We start from the raw sequence: 15,678 nt of genomic DNA, 5'->3' as shown, positions 1-15,678 counted from the left end.
ATCCCGAAGCGAGGTGACTCGTTTCGGGATTTTGATTATTTCAACGCTGTCTCAAGTGCCTTGACGTTTTCACGCATCAAGTCGAAGTAGCTCTTGTCCATCTGTTCTTTCGTGACCGATTCCAAGTTATAGATCGTCACGCTCTCTGCGCCGATCTCTTGTTTCACGACTTCGGCCACTTTTGGTGTGACCGTGTCTTCGAATGCGATATAGTTCAAGTCGTGGAGACGGGCTTCCTCGATGATCCGTTTGAGAGCTTGTTGTGACGGCTCTTCAGACGGTGTAAGTCCCGCGATTGGTAATTGGTCAAATCCGTAACGTTTAGCCAAATAACCATATGCGGCATGCGTCACGAGTAACTCGGATTTTGAACCGTTCTCGACGGCTGCCTTCAATTCCGCGTCGAGATCGTTTGCTTCGTCTTTGAAAGTGCTTAACCGTTCTGCGAACTCGTCTTTATAGTCGGGTGCTTCCTCACTGAATGCGGCTTCGACCGCTTCTGCCATTGATACAGCATTCATCGGGTCGAGCCAGACGTGGGGATCGTATTGACCGTGACTATGACCGTCTCCTTCTTCGTGAGCATGTTCGTCTTCAGTATGTCCTTCCTCATCATGGACATGGACGGTATCCGCCGCATCAAGTAACTTCACGTTCTCGGCTGTTTTGACGAAGGCGACGTTCTGACCATCTAAACTCTTCTCCATAGACTCGACGTAAGGTTCAAGGTCATGACCAATCGTCAAAAAGAGGTCGGCTTCTGCGATTTGTGTCATTTGCTTTGAAGTTGGCTCATACGTATGCGGATCAGCCCCAGGTGGAATGACCATCTCCACGTTGACGCGGTCCCCACCGATTTCTTCGGCTAATGATTTTAATGCAAACGTTGAAGCGAAGACGGTCAGTTGACCATCTGTCGATTCAGATGCGTTATCTCCTTCGGTATTTCCACACGCACCAAGTAAAAGCGTACCGGCTGCGATTGCGCCTAACCAAGTTTTCTTCATCTTCCATCTTCCACCTTTCAAGTTATATGAATATTAAATCGTAACTGTTACGTTTTATGACTGCGAGTAATATTATAGTGTGAGCTTCGGAGCACGTCAAGTCCGACTTCTGATGGATAGATTTTTGAAAAAAGCGGGAATATGATTAAAAAAAGGAACGAGGAGTGGATTGTATGAGAAAGGAGACTGCCTGGTTTGTCGGGGGTGCGGCGATTGCTGCGGCGACGGCAGCCGGGGCTAGCGTGTGGAGTCAATATGGGTCCCTTGTCAGATGGCAAGAACCCGAGTTGCCGATTCAACCGACAACACGCCGGCGCCACACGTACACGTATAAAATTGTTCACGATCGTCCGCTCCAATTTGATTTGTATCTCCCCCCTGGAGAAGGGCCGTTCCCCGTAGCGGTATATGCACATGGGGGAGCGTTCGTCAGAGGGAATCGGAGTATGGTGACCCTGTTTCATCCATTGCTTGACCACTTTTTGGGGAAAGGAATCGCTGTCGTCAGCATCGATTATCGCTTATTTGAAGACGGGGTGTACTTCCCCGATAATATTTTTGATGTCTCAGATGCACTGTGCTATTTGAAACAACATGAATCGTTATTGACGCTAGACACGAGTCAATTGCTCGTTTGGGGGGATTCAGCAGGCGCTGCGCTCATGCTTGCGACTGCGCTCGACCGTCATCGACAATTTGCAGGTGATTTGGGAGACGACCTCCCGACGATCAAAGGGGTCATCGCCTTGTATCCACCGACGAACTTTTTATTGTTCAAATTCATCCAGACGTGGCTCGCCCATTTAAAGTTCTATGAAGGAAGCCGCGAGGAATGGCGTGAGTTGATGGTAAAATGCTCCCCGGTCTCCCATCTATACGCCGATGCCCCGCCGATTTTACTGCTACACGGGAAGAAAGATCCGATTGTCCCGTTCGGCCAAGCGCTTCACTTCGTCGAACATGCGAGTGATGTCGGTGCGAACGTTCAACTCATCTCATTTCCAAATGGAACCCACTCGCTTGCGAGCTTCCTCCAATCGGATAATCCAATCAAAGAAGAGCAACTCATGGCCCGAATCAATCGTTTTATTGAAGAATGTCTCGGATGACGTTGCGATTTTTAAGGAAGATGGTACGATGGGGGATGATTGAAAGAGTAAGGAGTGGAAGTAGTGACAGAGTTATGTTTAGTCAGACACGGTCAGACCGATTGGAATCGTTTAGAAATTATTCAAGGGCGTGAAGATAACCCGTTGAATGCACTCGGACGTCAACAGGCAGAGGAGAGTGCAGCTTTTTTGAGTCAAGAGGAATGGGACGTCATCGTATCGAGTCCCCTGTCACGTGCGGTTCACACCGCACAAGCAATCGCAACAGCGTGTGGTATCGAACATAAAGCGATTCTGCTAGATGAGCGTTTCATTGAACGTGAATTCGGAACGGCATCCGGGCAACCCGTGAAAGGAATTTACGAGGCGGTCCAAGCAGATGACCAGGAGCGGATTCCTGGTCTCGAAACAGAAGACGAGATGCGTAGCCGGGTCTTAGAAGGAATGAACCATTTGGTGGATACGTATCCAGGGAAGCGCATCGTTGTCGTCTGCCATTCCCATGCAATCAAAGCGGCGCTTTCTGCCATCGATGGGACATATACGTTCCGTCACGCCATGCGAAACGCCTGCTCGAACTATATCATCCATCAACAAGGTCAGTTTGAAGTGAAGGCGGTCAACGTGGCTGACCATATCACCGATCCGACCATTATGAAATGAGGAGAATGTCATGACGACCTTACTATGGGTATTCATTATCGCATCATTTGTGGTCGCTTTTGCAGGACTCATCTATCCAGTCATCCCGAGTGTCTTGTTCTTGTTCATCGGATACATGATTTATGGATTCGGTTTTTCGTTTGAACCATTGACCTGGACATTCTGGGTATGGCAATCGATCTTCCTCGTCTTCTTATTCGGCGTCGACTATGTCGTCACCCGGGCTACGGTGGATAAACGGGGTGGTTCGGAGCGAGCGAAATGGGGTGCGACAATCGGCTTGATTGCGGGACCGTTTATTTTCCCGCTCGTCGGGGTTTTGATTTTCCCGTTCATCTTCGCTTTCTTGGCGGAGTTGACACTCGGGAAGACGACACGTGAAGCGTGGAGCATCGGCGTCGGCACCGTTCTCGCCTTTCTCGGCAGCACGCTCTTAAAAGTGATCGGGATGACGATGATGATCATCCTATTCTTTATCTACGTGTGAGGCGGAGATGTTTCTCCGTCTTTTTAGTTTGAAAGGTGAATGGTTTTGGGGAAAGAAAAACAGGTCATCCGATTATTCGAATGACCCGGTTTTGACCAATTGATTGAAAGCGGAGCGACTGAACGATTGTTGCATTTCGACTTTTTTCTCGAAGAAGGCGGGCTTTAAATTCGAAGTGGCGACGCCATCTTGAATCAACGAATCGAGTACTTGCTTCGTCGCGTCTTGTTTCGGCATCAACATGAGTCCTTCAGCGACGAACGTATGATGGTCGTTCAAGGCCCGCTCGCTCGTGAACGTCAAAGCGAGTGCAGCCGGGGCGTTCGTTGGCGACGTGATGACGGCTTCAGCGAGGATGAGGATGCGTTTGTTTAAGTAATGATGGAGCGTGACAGCCGACTCGGTCGGCACGAGCATTTCGAGGAGCCACTCTGAATCGTGCTCCTTCGAGATGATTAACCCATCGAGTAAATCGATCGGTAAATTCAGTTCATTGCCGTATTCGTCTTGGACGAGTCGGACTTGGACGAGGCGAAACGTTTTCATGGGATCGTTCCTTTCCGCGTTTTCTTTAGACCATCTTAACACAGTCTGAGGAATAGAATGTGTTAAGATAACGGGGAAGAAACAGAAAAATAGAGAGTGAGGGAGGCATCAAGATGAGTTGGGTTGTTGGCGTAATCGGGTATGTGACGATTCTCGCAATCGTCTATTATGGTGTCCTTTTCTTCAAAGTGAAACGGGAGCGGAGTCGGGCCGGCTATCGGATCTTTCTCTTGCTTGCCGGATTGTTTTTAGTCAGTGGGAGCGATTATATCATTGCGTTGTTCCAAGGAGACACCGAAGCGACGTTTTGGCAACGGACCGTCTATTTTGTCTTGATATTGCTCTCTTTGTCGATGGCGCTTTACTTTCGGAGAAAAGAAGATCAAAGCCAAGCAGGCGAGATGACGATGGTATAAAAAAACGGCTGTGGGTATGCACCCACAGCCGTTTTTTTATTTTGGTACCCGCGTTTTGCGAATCATATCGAGTTTTAAATCCCATAGTGGCTTGCTGAACGTCACCGAATACACTTCCGGTAAACGAAGACGCTTGTACTCTTCCCACAATCCGTTCATCTGCTCGTGATGATATGCACGAATCTCACTTGTGCTTGGAAGGTCGTATACGCGTTTCCCATCAAGGAAGATTGGTTGCAACAAGCGTTTCACGTTGAAGTTACGTGTCTTGATCTTGAAGGCCGGGTCACGGACGTCAATCAAGTCGATCTCGGTGTAAGATTCGACCGGTTCATCGGCGAGGGCGATATAGTCGCCTTTGAACTTTTTCGTTTCGTTGTCGATGATGCGATACAACTCTTTCTTGTGAGGAGTCGTCGTCTTCACCTTGGAAGAAGATACTTTGATGACCGGTTTTAATTCCCCGGATTCATCCTCACGCGCGACGAGTTTATAGACCATACCGAGTGCCGGCTGCTCGTAAGCCGTGATGCCACGTGTCCCAACGAGGAACGTATCGGCCTCTGCGCCTTGCATCCGTAAGTCCTGGATGACATACTCATCCAAATCCCCAGAGACGACGATTTTGACGTAGTCGAGCCCTGCTTCATTCAACGCTTTCCGGGCACGCTTCGACAAGTAGGCGAGGTCTCCAGAGTCGAGTCGTACTGACTTGAGACGATGGCCCTTCGCCTCGAGCTCTTTTGCGACCGTAATCGCATTCGGCAGACCAGACTTGAGTGTGTCATACGTGTCGATGAGAAGGCTCGTGTTGTCCGGATACATTTCAGCGAATGAACGGAATGCGCTCAATTCATCATCGTGGAACTGAATATCAGCATGCTCCATCGTTCCTCCTGTCGGGACATCAAAGTCACGACCGGCTGACACGAGACTTGTCACATCAAAACCAGCGATGTAAGCCGCACGTGTTCCGTAGTAAGCCGCATCGACACCTTGCGCGCGACGAGCTCCTCCTTCAAGGAGTGTCTCGTTCGGAGCAGCCTGACGAATCCGGGCATACTTTGTGGCGATGAGTGATTCATGGTTCGCGATATTGAGTAGCGCCGTTTGGAACAGTTTCGCTTCAAAGATGGTCGATTCAATCCGAACGACTTGTTCATGTGGGAAGATGACTTCTCCTTCGCGAACACTATATAGTGAACCAGTGAACTTAAAGTTCCGTAAGACGTCTTCGAATTCATCTTCGAATCCGAGTTGCTCTTTCAAATAGGTGATGTCCGCCTCCGTAAAGGAGACGTTCTCTAAGTAGTGAACGATATTCTCGAGTCCGGCGAAGACGACATAACCACCACTAAATGGATTCGAGCGATAGTAAAGGTCGAAGACGACCTTTTCATTATGGCGACCTTGCTTCCAGTAAATATACATCCAACGTGGAAGATAAAGATCTGTGTGAAGGGCTAAATTACGATGTAACATATGATTTCCTTTCTGTTTTACGTCACTTTCCGACGACTGTCGCACCGAGTGTTGTGACGAAATGTTCGAGCGCCCATTCATGGCCGACCGGGTTGAAGCTTTGAACGGCATCGGCATGGACGACGATTTGATAACCGAGGTTGTAGGCATCTACGGCTGTATGGAGTACACAAATATCCGTGCAGACACCGACGAGATGAACTTCTGTGATTCCGCGTTCCCGAAGACGCAGGTCAAGGTCAGTTCCGGCAAAGGCACTATAACGTGTCTTATCAATCCAGTGGTCTGCCTGTTTCGCAGCTTCCTTCACAGAACCGTACAACTCACGGCCCTCTGTCTCGCGGATATTGTGCGGTGGGAACAACGTCGTTTCAGGGTGGAACGTGTCACCTGCATCATGGACGTCGTTCGCGATGACGACATAGTCATCCGTTGCGAATGTCCCGATCAATTCGACGATCCGTTCTTCAATCTCTTGCCCGGGTTTCCCACAAGTCAAACGACCACTGTCTGCGATAAAATCAAATGTATAATCAATAACAATCAATGCGCGCATGGGAGATGCTCCTCTCTCGTAATGAAAATGATGGCTGTCCATCTCATTCTAATTCATTATACATCATGCACGGAAGATTATTTTTCTTCGGTTTGGGTAGATTAAGACAGTAGACTGTATAGGGAAAGGGGATTGTGACGATGGTATTATCGCAAAGTGAATTGACAGAGGAACTGTCACGGTTGAACGGTTGGGAAGAAGTGAACGGGGAGATTCAAAAGACGTATCGGCTGGAAACATTTCCGGAGGCCATTCAGTTCGTGCATCTTGTAGCAGATTTGGCTGAATCGCTCGATCATCATCCGAACATCTTGATTGAATATCGGAACGTGACATTGACCGTCTCGACCCATGACGAAGGGGGCATTACGGAGAAAGACATCACACTCGCGAAAGGGTGTGAGGAACTTGTCTAAGCTCTATATGACTTTTGCGTCAGGCAGCGTGGCGGAGCGTCTTCGAAAGGAGCCAGGCGTCATCGCGGCGAATGGACACGAAACGATTTTGCTCGCAGAAGGAGAGAAGTCTCCGTTCAAGAGCGGTAAAGTGTTTGAAATTGAAGAGGCGTCGGGCGAATTCGTGAAAAAAGGGAACATTTTATACGCGAACGTTCCGGCAGATGAGAATGCCCGCTCCCTGTTGTTTCACCACTTGTTGACGGAAAAGGCGCCACTCGGTGTCAGTCATGATGGGTTTTCGGGGTACCGACTCGGTGTCGACCCGGATGATAATCATGCCGTCGTCTTTATTCAGTTCACGTCTGGTGGGAAACACTTTCGTGATACGGCGGACTATGCAATCCTTGAAGACCGCTTGAAGCGAGCGGTCGAACAGCGCGGTGCAGGTCCCGTCATAAAACACTATGTCGTCAGTGAGTCAGATAATCTATAATAAAAGATAACGTCATGTTAGGGGAGGATTTTTATGAACAAGAATTATTTCTGGTTGGGGATGGCTGCGGGTGCGGTAATCGGCGCAGCAGCATCACTTCTCCATAGCGAAACGCGCGATCAACAAGTGAGACAACTGAAAGGCATCAAGTCGAAGTTGAAATCATCGAATACGTCGACTGAGGCACATGCGGTCGGTCTACAAGCGTCATCGAAAGGCAACTTGAAAGACCGTGTCATGGAATGGAAATCGCTTTACGAAGAAAACCAAGATACGATTCAAAACCTCGTCGAAGACGTGAAAGACTTAGTGGATGCGCTTCAAGAGGCTCGTCATAAAAATCAAATCTAATCAAATGGCCAAGCGATTTCGCTTGGCCATTTTTCGTACCTTCTTTATAAGAACTGTGCCAATAATCCGAAGATGGCCAGTCCGATGATGATGTAGAAAAACCACTTTCCGTCCCCGGAATGAATGACAGGGGGCGTGTACGAACGTTGCTTATACTTCCCGTAGCGCATCGGGCGCGTATACGGGACGGTGAAACGTGAGAGTGGGATGGCAAGTAAGAATCCGGCCAAGAACCCGTACACATGTCCCCAAAGGGAAACGTTCGAACCAATCAATGTGAAAACGGCACTGATAGCGACGAAGATGTAGACCAAGCGGGCATCTTGGCTGTACATCAACGTGCGACGGAAACGACCGATGAATACGTAGAATCCGAGAATGGCCAAGATGGCGCCTGACGCCCCGGCCTGTAGATAAAACAAGTTGCTGACAGTGAAATACGTGAACAGGTTGGCAAGCGCTCCAGCGAATACATAAAACAAGGCAAATTTCACGTGTCCGACCATTCGTTCCATCGCTGGTCCGAAGATGATCAGTGCGAACGAGTTGAACAGCAAGTGACCGAGACTCAAATGAATGAAGTTGGCCGTGACCAAGCGGTACCATTGTCCGTCCGCGAGTGCCAAATGGAACGACCCACCCGTCGCCACGATTCGTAAACCAGGTGCGAAAGAATCGATGACAAACACAAGGAGTTGGATTACAATGAACAGCGTTACGAGTGGATATGCCCGTACAAACGTTTGAACATTTTCCGTACGACTAAACATAACATCACCTCTTTCCTTAATTGTATAAGGAAACGGGGAGAAAAGGAAAGGAGCGAGTGTCCCGTGATTGTAGGAATTGGAGTCGATATCGTCGAGCTTGATCGGATGGCTCGCTCGATGAAACAACCACGTTTTTTAAAACGGCTGCTTACCGATGCGGAATATGAATTGTCTCAACAGTATCCGCTCCCGCGTCAAATCGAGTTTGTCTCGGGTCGCTTTGCTGCAAAAGAAGCTTACGCCAAGGCAATCGGGACTGGCATCGCACACGGGTTATCGTGGCGTCATATTGAAATTTTACCGGATGAGACAGGTCGACCTGTCATGACCGCACCGTTTACGGGGAAGATTCATGTCAGCATCAGCCATAGTCAAACATACGCCATCGCACAAGTCATCTTAGAAGAGGAGGGACACCATGTTTCGTCCTAGTCGAATCGAGATTGATCGGGCGTCCATCGCCCATAATATAAAAGAATTAACGAAACGAATTCCGCAGGACCTCATGGCAGTCGTCAAAGCGAACGCCTACGGACACGGGGCCGTCGAAGTGGCGAAAATTGCCCTTGAGAACGGAGCGACGATGCTCGGGGTCGCGTTACTCGAGGAAGCGCTCGAACTCCGCGATGCGGGAATCGAAGCACCGATTCTCGTCATGGAAGCGCAATTCCCTGAATATGCCGGAGTGGCGGCAGCACAGGGGATCACGTTGTCCGTATTTTCTGCTGAATGGTTACGAGAGGCAGCTCCATATATAGAAGAAAAGCCGTTGACGGTTCATATCAAAGTCGATACCGGGATGGGGCGTCTCGGGTTGCGCACCCGTGAACAATTAGATGCCTTACTTGAAGAAGCGACCGATTTGTTTGTGGTGGAAGGAATCTATACCCACTTCGCAACGGCGGATGAACTCGACAGCGATCTGTATTATACACAGCAAGAGCGGTTCGAGCGTTTGATGGATGGGCTCCACGAGCGGTTCCGCTATATCCATACGTCGAACTCGGCCGGTGCGATCCGAATGGCCGGACAAGATGTTCCTTATAATCTGGTTCGTGTCGGCATCGCGCTCTATGGGTTATATCCGTCACATGAGATGGAGACGTTCTATTCGTTCCTGCGCCCGGCCTTCACGCTAAAAAGTCAGCTCATGCAGGTGAAGCGGCTAGAGGCAGGTCAGACCATCAGTTACGGTGCAACGTATACAACGTCAGCCGATGAATGGATTGGTACCGTTCCAGTCGGATATGCGGACGGGTGGTTACGAAAGGCGAGCGGGTTTGAAGTGGAGGTCAATGGGATTCGTTGTCCGATCGTGGGACGCGTCTGTATGGACCGTTTCATGATCCGGCTTCCAAAAGAGTTTCCGGTCGGGACGGACGTGACCCTTGTCGGTGGAAACGTCGCCATTGATGAACTCGCCTTATATCTTGGGACGATCAACTATGAGATCGTTTGCCAATTCACGAGCCGATTGCCTCGTCTTTATGTGTGAATCATAAATCGTGTGAAATTATCTGAATTCTTTCTCGATTTCTCTATATTTTCCCATTCCCGCGTGTTATATTGATAAAGAACGCGGGAGAATTTCCGCCAGTCCATGAAACGATTCTGGAGGTGTAAGATGTTGAAGCAGCGAACTGCGGGTGCGCTAGCGTCCGTCCCAGATCGGTTCTCGCAACAAGGGGGTCCGATTTCGATGAAAGACCGTGAAACACTGTCCTTGAACGATGTAGTGACATACTTGTCTAAAGAAATTGCTGATCGACAACAAACACTGCGTGAAGAATTGGCGAAAGGCTATCAAGAGATGGCCGCGTTTAACTTGAATATGGCAGAAGAGATGCTAATGATTGAAACCGAAGCCGAACACGCTCTCTTACGTCAAGTAAGTGGGGTGTGAGCAGCGTGATCGTAAAGCGTGGTGACGTGTTTTATGCGAATCTGTCGCCCGTAGTCGGCTCAGAGCAAGGTGGCGTTCGACCCGTTCTCATCGTACAGAACGACATCGGCAATCGCTTTAGCCCGACCGTCATTGTCGCTGCGATTACAGCTCAGATTCAAAAAGCAAAACTGCCGACTCATGTGGAAGTATATCAAGAGAAGCACGGACTCGAACGAGACTCTGTGATTTTGCTTGAACAGATTCGAACGATTGATAAGCGTCGTCTGACGGATAAAGTCACTCATCTCGATGATGAGACGATGCATAAAGTGGACAGAGCGCTAGAGATCAGTATGGGATTAATCCCTCTCTAGCCTTACATAGATAAGACTGGTACATAGGTATCGGTCTTTTTTTAAACTTTTTTTAAAAAGTGGTTTAAGATTTTGTCAGAGGGGAATTTAATTTAATCGTACTCAATTTTTCTGTACGGACATTTAGGAGGGAATAGACGATGGATTTAGCGATTCGCGAGCAAGTCATTGGAGAACAATTACACCTTTACGTATCCGGAGAAGTGGATACATATACTGCACCAAAATTGAAAGAAGTATTGCATCCGGCCATCAGTGAACAAGATGTGGTCGTTCATTTAGACGAAGTGGAGTATATGGATTCGACAGGTCTTGGCGTGTTCGTCGGGGCATTAAAAATTGCCACGCGCAACGAAAAAGAGTTGTCACTTGTCGGAGTCACAGACCGAGTCAATCGTCTATTCGAATTGACGGGTCTTCACAAACTTCTTTCTATTAATTCGAACGTAAGAGGTGGCACGCAATGAACAATGTTGAACAGACGGTCATGACGTTCCCGGCCAAACCCGAATATGTCGGTGTGGTTCGATTAGTCGTTTCAGGAATCGCTAACCGTATGGGATATACGTACGACGAGATCGAAGATATTAAAATCGCGGTCTCGGAAGCATGTGGCAACGCCGTCCAACATGCTTATGACGATCATCAAGATGGAGAGGTCAAACTCGCTTGTGGCGTCTATGCAGATCGTCTTGAAATCACGATTGAGGATTCCGGCAAGACGTTTGCAGATGATGTGAAGCGTCAAGCCGCTCCGGTCGAAGAGACGACCGAAATTGAATCGCTCCATGAAGGAGGACTTGGTCTCTTCTTGATCGAAGCATTAATGGACGATGTCTCGATCAATAAAGACAACGGTGTCAAAGTGACGATGACAAAACTCCTCAATAGGGACGAGGTGGATCAGAGTGCCAGCAAAATCTCAACAACGCCATCACAGTGATGACGAGGTACTAGAGTGGATTGAACGCTATCAACAAGACGATCAAAACGAAGAAGTGCAAATGCTCCTCATCAACCGCTATTCTGACCTCGTTGAAGCACTCGCGCGTAAATTTTCGCGTGGCCGTGCGATTCACGACGATCTTGTGCAAGTTGGGATGATTGGGTTACTGGCGGCACTTCGTCGATTTGACCCGGAATTTGGTCGTAGCTTCGAGTCGTTTGCTGTCCCGACCATCATCGGCGAAATCAAACGATTTATTCGCGACAAGACGTGGAGTGTCCACGTACCGCGTCGAATCAAAGAACTCGGACCAAAGATTAAAAAGACGGTCGAAGAGTTGACGACCGAATTACAACGTTCGCCACGAATCGATGAGATTGCCGACCACCTTGGCGTGTCCGATGAAGAAATTCTCGAAACGCTCGAGATGGGCAAAAGTTATCAAGCCTTGTCGGTTGATAGTTCAATCGAAGCGGATAACGAAGGTAGTACGGTCACATTACTCGACCTGGTCGGTAGCCAAGAGCGCGGGTATGAATCGGTCGACCAGCGTCTCATTCTAGAAAAGGCATTCAATGTCTTAAACGAGCGTGAACGCGCCATCTTGGAATGCGCCTACTATAAGAATATGAGTCAAAAAGAGACAGGAGAACTTCTTGGAATCTCGCAGATGCATGTGTCCCGTTTGCAACGACGAGCACTCGAAAAGCTGCGTGAAGCCATCAAGGTCCCACTCAATGAAGTATTCTTAAGCGATGACTAATCGAGTCATCGCTTTTTTGTTTGAATGTTTGCTACACTTTGAAAGAGATCAAAAAAGGAAGTGATTCAAGTGATTACGAAAGTGGCTAACGCGTTAAACTTGAAAGTGAACCAAGTCGAGACGGTTCAGCAGCTCGCATCTGAAGGGGCAACGATACCGTTCATGGCCCGTTATCGGAAGGAAATGACGGGGAATTTGGACGAAGTTGAAATTAAAGGAATCTTGGATGCTCTTCAATATGAAGAGAGCCTGCAAAAACGCAAGGCGGATGTCCTGGCTAAATTAGAAGAGTTGGAAAAAAACACGCCTGAATTATCTAGAGCATTAGAGGCGGCGACTACCCTTCAACAAGTAGAAGACATTTATTTGCCGTATCGTCCAAAACGACGTACGAAAGCAGAACAGGGACGCGAGAAAGGACTGCAGCCGCTTGCGGATTGGTTCCGGGACAAATCACCCTATTCTTCAGACAAGGTAAAAGAACTTTCTCAAGACGTCGAGGTAGAGGAAGCGTTGCCGCTCGTCCATGCCATCATCGGTGAAGAATGGGGAGAGGAAGCGAAACTGCGCCAGATGCTTCGTGACCGCGTACGCAAAGAAGGACTTTTGCGCTCGAAGAAGAAAAAACAAGCGGAAGACGAAAAAGAGATTTTTGCGCAGTATTATGAATATGAAGAGAAAATCGCTGGCATTGTCCCACACCGTGTACTCGCCTTGAATCGCGGGGAACGTACGGACGTGCTCCAAGTGAAAGTAGTGTTCGACGAGACGCGCTTCATGGGTCAAGCCCTCCGTACATATGAACGACTTCCGAAAGAAAAACGTGAGGTTGTCGAGACGACTGTGACGGAGGCGTACAAGAAGTCGGTCTTCCCGGCTATCGAACGGGAGATTCGTGGGGAGTTGACGGAAAAAGCAGAAGAGCAGGCGATCGATGTCTTCTCGAAAAACTTGAAACAACTCTATATGCAGCCGCCCCTTCGCGAGGTCGTCGTCTTAGGGATCGACCCGGCTTATCGAACTGGTTGTAAATGGGCAGTCGTCAATGAAATCGGAAAAGTCGAAGAGGTCGGTGTCTTCTATCCGACGGCACCGAAACATGATATCGCCGGCGCTGAAAAAGTACTTACGAGACTCGCGAAGAAATATCCAATCTCGGTTATCGTCGTCGGAAACGGAACCGCCTCACGGGAGACGGAACAATTCGTCGCCGACTGGTTGAAGAAAGCGGAACGTGATATTGCTTACGCGATTGTGAACGAAGCGGGGGCAAGTGTCTACTCGGCATCGGAAGTCGCACGAAGTGAATTCCCGGATTTGAAAGTTGAGGAACGGTCAGCCGTTTCGATTGCACGTCGAATTCAAGACGCGATGGCGGAACTTGTCAAAGTCGACCCGCAATCAGTCGGTGTCGGACAATATCAGCATGACGTCAGCCAGAATAAACTGAAAGCCTCCTTAGAGTTCGTCGTCGAGAGCGTGGTCAACATGGTCGGAATTGATGTGAACCGTGCTTCCGAGTCTTTATTGACGTACGTCTCAGGACTCAATAAAACGACGGCGAAAAATATTGTGGCATATCGTGAAGAGAATGGACGCTTTGAAACGAGAAAGGAAATTAAGAAAGTACCTCGTCTTGGAGCGAAGGCGTTTGAGCAGGCGGCTGGATTCTTACGGATCATGAACGGGAAGGACGTTCTCGACCAGACAGAGATTCACCCGGAAAGCTATCCGCTCGCGTTATCCATTTTAAAAGAGATCGGATCTTCAAAATCAGAGGTCGGTACGGCTGCGCTTCGAGAACGATTGCAACAAGTCGAAGCTAAAGCCTTGAGTGAAGAACTAGAGGCGGGGCTTCCGACAGTTGAAGACATTTTGAAGTCATTAGCCAAACCAGGGCGTGACCCGCGAGAAGATATCCAGAAACCATTACTACGCACGGACGTCATGAGTCTCGAAGACCTTCAAGTCGGTATGGAATTCCAAGGAACCGTCCGAAATGTCATTGATTTTGGCGCGTTCGTTGACATTGGGGTGAAACAGGATGGTTTGGTCCACATTTCGAAATTATCGAATCGATACGTGAAGCATCCATTAGATGTCGTGGCGGTTGGTGACATCGTGACCGTGTGGATCGAACAAGTCGATGTGAATCGTGGACGGATTAGTTTAACGATGCTTGCACCGAGCGTTAAATAAGAAGAAACTCGTATCAGGTAAAATGTTTTTCATTTTACCTGATTTTTTTTAGAAAAAGTGTTGACGGTCTTTTTGTGCCGTGATATCTTATAGAAGTCGCCGAGAGACGGCACGCAAAATAAACGTTTTTCTAAGAAAGTGATTGACAGGTTTCTGGTTTGCGGTTACAATATAAATCGTTACTTCGATAATTTCAAGCAACGTTCCGCAATAGCTCAGTGGTAGAGCAACCGGCTGTTAACCGGTAGGTCGTAGGTTCAAATCCTACTTGCGGAGCCATTTTATTTTGGAGACGTACCCAAGAGGCTATAAGGGGCTCCCCTGCTAAGGGAGTAGGCTGGGAAACCGGTGCGAGGGTTCGAATCCCTCCGTCTCCGCCACTTAAAATTACTTAGAAGACACATACACTGGCCCGTTGGTCAAGCGGTTAAGACACCGCCCTTTCACGGCGGTAACACGGGTTCGAATCCCGTACGGGTCACCATATATGGAGGATTAGCTCAGCTGGGAGAGCACCTGCCTTACAAGCAGGGGGTCGGCGGTTCGATCCCGTCATCCTCCACCATTTCAAATAAAAACGTAATCTGGTCTTGTGGTGTAGGGGTTAACATGCCTGCCTGTCACGCAGGAGATCGCGGGTTCGAATCCCGTCAAGACCGCCATTTACGTTGGGCTGTAGCCAAGTGGTAAGGCATCGGATTTTGATTCCGACATGCGAAGGTTCGATCCCTTCCAGCCCAGCTTTTTATTTGAGTCATTAGCTCAGTTGGTAGAGCATCTGACTTTTAATCAGAGGGTCGCAGGTTCGAGCCCTGCATGACTCACCATTTTCTTTTTTAACTTTATACGCTGCGGTCGTGGCGGAATCGGTAGACGCGCTAGGTTGAGGGCCTAGTGGTGGTTAACACCGTGGAGGTTCAAGTCCTCTCGACCGCACCATATGCACCCTTAGCTCAGCTGGATAGAGCGTTAGACTACGAATCTAAAGGCCGGGAGTTCGAATCTCTCAGGGTGCACCATTCTTTTTTATGGGCCTATAGCTCAGCCGGTTAGAGCGCACGCCTGATAAGCGTGAGGTCGGTGGTTCGAGTCCACTTAGGCCCACCATTTAAACTGACGAACTTTGAAAACTGAACGATGAGGCAAAAAAGTTTTACAATTTTTGAATGAAGCGCAAGCTTCGTCAATTTAAGAGCTATATCAAATTCTTTGGAGAGTTTGATCCTGGCTCAG

At 48.7% G+C, this 15,678-nt stretch carries 20 protein-coding genes and 10 tRNA genes; 25 read left to right on the top strand and 5 right to left on the bottom strand.

What is annotated here, in order from left to right; all coding sequences use genetic code 11:
* Positions 1-35 precede the first annotated feature (35 nt).
* Positions 36-1,007: a metal ABC transporter solute-binding protein, Zn/Mn family gene (locus KNO65_RS11015; RefSeq protein ID WP_214784185.1), complete on the bottom strand. Its 972-nt coding sequence runs from the start codon at positions 1,005-1,007 to the stop codon at positions 36-38.
* 173 nt (positions 1,008-1,180) lie between these two features.
* Between KNO65_RS11015 and KNO65_RS11010 the strand changes: the two genes are divergently transcribed.
* From KNO65_RS11010 to KNO65_RS11000, 3 genes are all read left to right on the top strand, one after another.
* On the top strand, positions 1,181-2,116 hold the full coding sequence (locus KNO65_RS11010) for an alpha/beta hydrolase (protein WP_074034886.1): 936 nt from the start codon (positions 1,181-1,183) through the stop codon (positions 2,114-2,116).
* Between the two features lie 63 nt (positions 2,117-2,179).
* Positions 2,180-2,779 (top strand): histidine phosphatase family protein, encoded by a 600-nt coding sequence (locus KNO65_RS11005; protein ID WP_159563373.1) that lies wholly within the window; start codon positions 2,180-2,182, stop codon positions 2,777-2,779.
* Positions 2,780-2,789: 10 nt separating this feature from the next.
* Positions 2,790-3,266, top strand: a complete 477-nt coding sequence (locus KNO65_RS11000; protein ID WP_214784182.1) for a DUF456 domain-containing protein — start codon at positions 2,790-2,792, stop codon at positions 3,264-3,266.
* A gap of 72 nt (positions 3,267-3,338) precedes the next feature.
* On the opposite strand, the gene KNO65_RS10995 is transcribed toward KNO65_RS11000, so the two are convergent.
* The gene (locus KNO65_RS10995; RefSeq protein ID WP_031424441.1) at positions 3,339-3,812 is read right to left on the bottom strand and encodes a YwpF-like family protein; all 474 of its coding nucleotides are present in this window, start codon (positions 3,810-3,812) and stop codon (positions 3,339-3,341) included.
* 113 nt (positions 3,813-3,925) lie between these two features.
* Between KNO65_RS10995 and KNO65_RS10990 the strand changes: the two genes are divergently transcribed.
* On the top strand, positions 3,926-4,228 hold the full coding sequence (locus KNO65_RS10990; protein WP_031424443.1) for a 7TM diverse intracellular signaling domain-containing protein: 303 nt from the start codon (positions 3,926-3,928) through the stop codon (positions 4,226-4,228).
* A 36-nt stretch (positions 4,229-4,264) separates the two neighbouring features.
* Here the strand turns inward: KNO65_RS10990 and KNO65_RS10985 are convergent, their stop codons facing one another.
* Both KNO65_RS10985 and KNO65_RS10980 read right to left on the bottom strand, forming a co-directional pair.
* A complete protein-coding gene (locus KNO65_RS10985) occupies positions 4,265-5,710 on the bottom strand; it encodes a nicotinate phosphoribosyltransferase (protein ID WP_078146154.1) in 1,446 nt (481 codons plus the stop codon).
* 22 nt (positions 5,711-5,732) lie between these two features.
* Entirely contained in the window at positions 5,733-6,266 is a 534-nt protein-coding gene (locus tag KNO65_RS10980; protein ID WP_214784179.1) for a cysteine hydrolase family protein, read from the bottom strand.
* A 140-nt stretch (positions 6,267-6,406) separates the two neighbouring features.
* Between KNO65_RS10980 and KNO65_RS10975 the strand changes: the two genes are divergently transcribed.
* The 3 genes from KNO65_RS10975 to KNO65_RS10965 are packed head-to-tail and all read left to right on the top strand — an operon-like array spanning position 6,407 to position 7,508.
* Complete coding sequence (locus KNO65_RS10975; RefSeq protein WP_078146155.1) at positions 6,407-6,682, top strand: 4a-hydroxytetrahydrobiopterin dehydratase; 276 nt, start codon at positions 6,407-6,409, stop codon at positions 6,680-6,682.
* Positions 6,675-7,157 (top strand): hypothetical protein, encoded by a 483-nt coding sequence (locus KNO65_RS10970; RefSeq protein ID WP_251131715.1) that lies wholly within the window; start codon positions 6,675-6,677, stop codon positions 7,155-7,157. The genes KNO65_RS10975 and KNO65_RS10970 overlap by 8 nt, the downstream gene beginning before the upstream one ends.
* Before the next feature lie 33 nt (positions 7,158-7,190).
* Positions 7,191-7,508, top strand: coding sequence for a hypothetical protein (locus KNO65_RS10965; protein WP_015880545.1), 318 nt, complete (start codon positions 7,191-7,193; stop codon positions 7,506-7,508).
* 44 nt (positions 7,509-7,552) lie between these two features.
* On the opposite strand, the gene KNO65_RS10960 is transcribed toward KNO65_RS10965, so the two are convergent.
* Positions 7,553-8,278 (bottom strand): rhomboid family intramembrane serine protease, encoded by a 726-nt coding sequence (locus tag KNO65_RS10960; RefSeq protein WP_214784176.1) that lies wholly within the window; start codon positions 8,276-8,278, stop codon positions 7,553-7,555.
* A gap of 63 nt (positions 8,279-8,341) precedes the next feature.
* On the opposite strand from KNO65_RS10960, the gene acpS reads away from it, so the two are divergent.
* From acpS to KNO65_RS10870, 18 genes are all read left to right on the top strand, one after another.
* Positions 8,342-8,710 (top strand): holo-ACP synthase, encoded by a 369-nt coding sequence (acpS, locus tag KNO65_RS10955; protein ID WP_074034857.1) that lies wholly within the window; start codon positions 8,342-8,344, stop codon positions 8,708-8,710.
* Positions 8,697-9,773 carry an alanine racemase gene (gene alr, locus KNO65_RS10950; RefSeq protein WP_214784172.1) on the top strand — a complete coding sequence of 359 codons (1,077 nt, stop codon included), beginning with the start codon at positions 8,697-8,699 and terminating at the stop codon, positions 9,771-9,773. The genes acpS and alr overlap by 14 nt, the downstream gene beginning before the upstream one ends.
* Positions 9,774-9,902: 129 nt before the next feature.
* Complete coding sequence (locus KNO65_RS10945; protein WP_074034853.1) at positions 9,903-10,181, top strand: hypothetical protein; 279 nt, start codon at positions 9,903-9,905, stop codon at positions 10,179-10,181.
* Between the two features lie 5 nt (positions 10,182-10,186).
* Positions 10,187-10,537, top strand: coding sequence for a type II toxin-antitoxin system PemK/MazF family toxin (locus KNO65_RS10940; protein ID WP_026824472.1), 351 nt, complete (start codon positions 10,187-10,189; stop codon positions 10,535-10,537).
* A gap of 140 nt (positions 10,538-10,677) precedes the next feature.
* Positions 10,678-11,004 (top strand): STAS domain-containing protein, encoded by a 327-nt coding sequence (locus KNO65_RS10935; protein ID WP_015880558.1) that lies wholly within the window; start codon positions 10,678-10,680, stop codon positions 11,002-11,004.
* The gene (gene rsbW, locus KNO65_RS10930; protein WP_015880559.1) at positions 11,001-11,480 is read left to right on the top strand and encodes an anti-sigma B factor RsbW; all 480 of its coding nucleotides are present in this window, start codon (positions 11,001-11,003) and stop codon (positions 11,478-11,480) included. Before KNO65_RS10935 ends, rsbW begins: the two co-directional genes overlap by 4 nt.
* A complete protein-coding gene (gene sigB / locus KNO65_RS10925; protein ID WP_214691287.1) occupies positions 11,446-12,246 on the top strand; it encodes an RNA polymerase sigma factor SigB in 801 nt (266 codons plus the stop codon). The genes rsbW and sigB overlap by 35 nt, the downstream gene beginning before the upstream one ends.
* Positions 12,247-12,315: 69 nt before the next feature.
* Positions 12,316-14,445, top strand: coding sequence for a Tex family protein (locus KNO65_RS10920; protein ID WP_214784169.1), 2,130 nt, complete (start codon positions 12,316-12,318; stop codon positions 14,443-14,445).
* Between the two features lie 204 nt (positions 14,446-14,649).
* Positions 14,650-14,724: transfer RNA gene (locus KNO65_RS10915), tRNA-Asn, on the top strand.
* 9 nt (positions 14,725-14,733) lie between these two features.
* A tRNA-Ser gene (locus KNO65_RS10910) sits at positions 14,734-14,825 on the top strand.
* 29 nt (positions 14,826-14,854) lie between these two features.
* A tRNA-Glu gene (locus KNO65_RS10905) sits at positions 14,855-14,929 on the top strand.
* A gap of 5 nt (positions 14,930-14,934) precedes the next feature.
* Positions 14,935-15,010: transfer RNA gene (locus KNO65_RS10900), tRNA-Val, on the top strand.
* A gap of 21 nt (positions 15,011-15,031) precedes the next feature.
* Positions 15,032-15,107: transfer RNA gene (locus KNO65_RS10895), tRNA-Asp, on the top strand.
* Positions 15,108-15,114: 7 nt separating this feature from the next.
* Positions 15,115-15,186: transfer RNA gene (locus tag KNO65_RS10890), tRNA-Gln, on the top strand.
* Between the two features lie 10 nt (positions 15,187-15,196).
* A tRNA-Lys gene (locus tag KNO65_RS10885) sits at positions 15,197-15,272 on the top strand.
* Positions 15,273-15,296: 24 nt separating this feature from the next.
* Positions 15,297-15,384, top strand: a tRNA-Leu gene (locus KNO65_RS10880).
* 3 nt (positions 15,385-15,387) lie between these two features.
* Positions 15,388-15,464: transfer RNA gene (locus tag KNO65_RS10875), tRNA-Arg, on the top strand.
* Positions 15,465-15,475: 11 nt separating this feature from the next.
* Positions 15,476-15,552, top strand: a tRNA-Ile gene (locus tag KNO65_RS10870).
* Positions 15,553-15,678 lie beyond the last annotated feature (126 nt).

The organism is Exiguobacterium sp. S3 (genome assembly GCF_018617295.1).
GTDB classification, from domain to species: domain Bacteria; phylum Bacillota; class Bacilli; order Exiguobacteriales; family Exiguobacteriaceae; genus Exiguobacterium; species Exiguobacterium profundum.
This window is presented reverse-complemented; position numbering and strand designations above follow the sequence as displayed.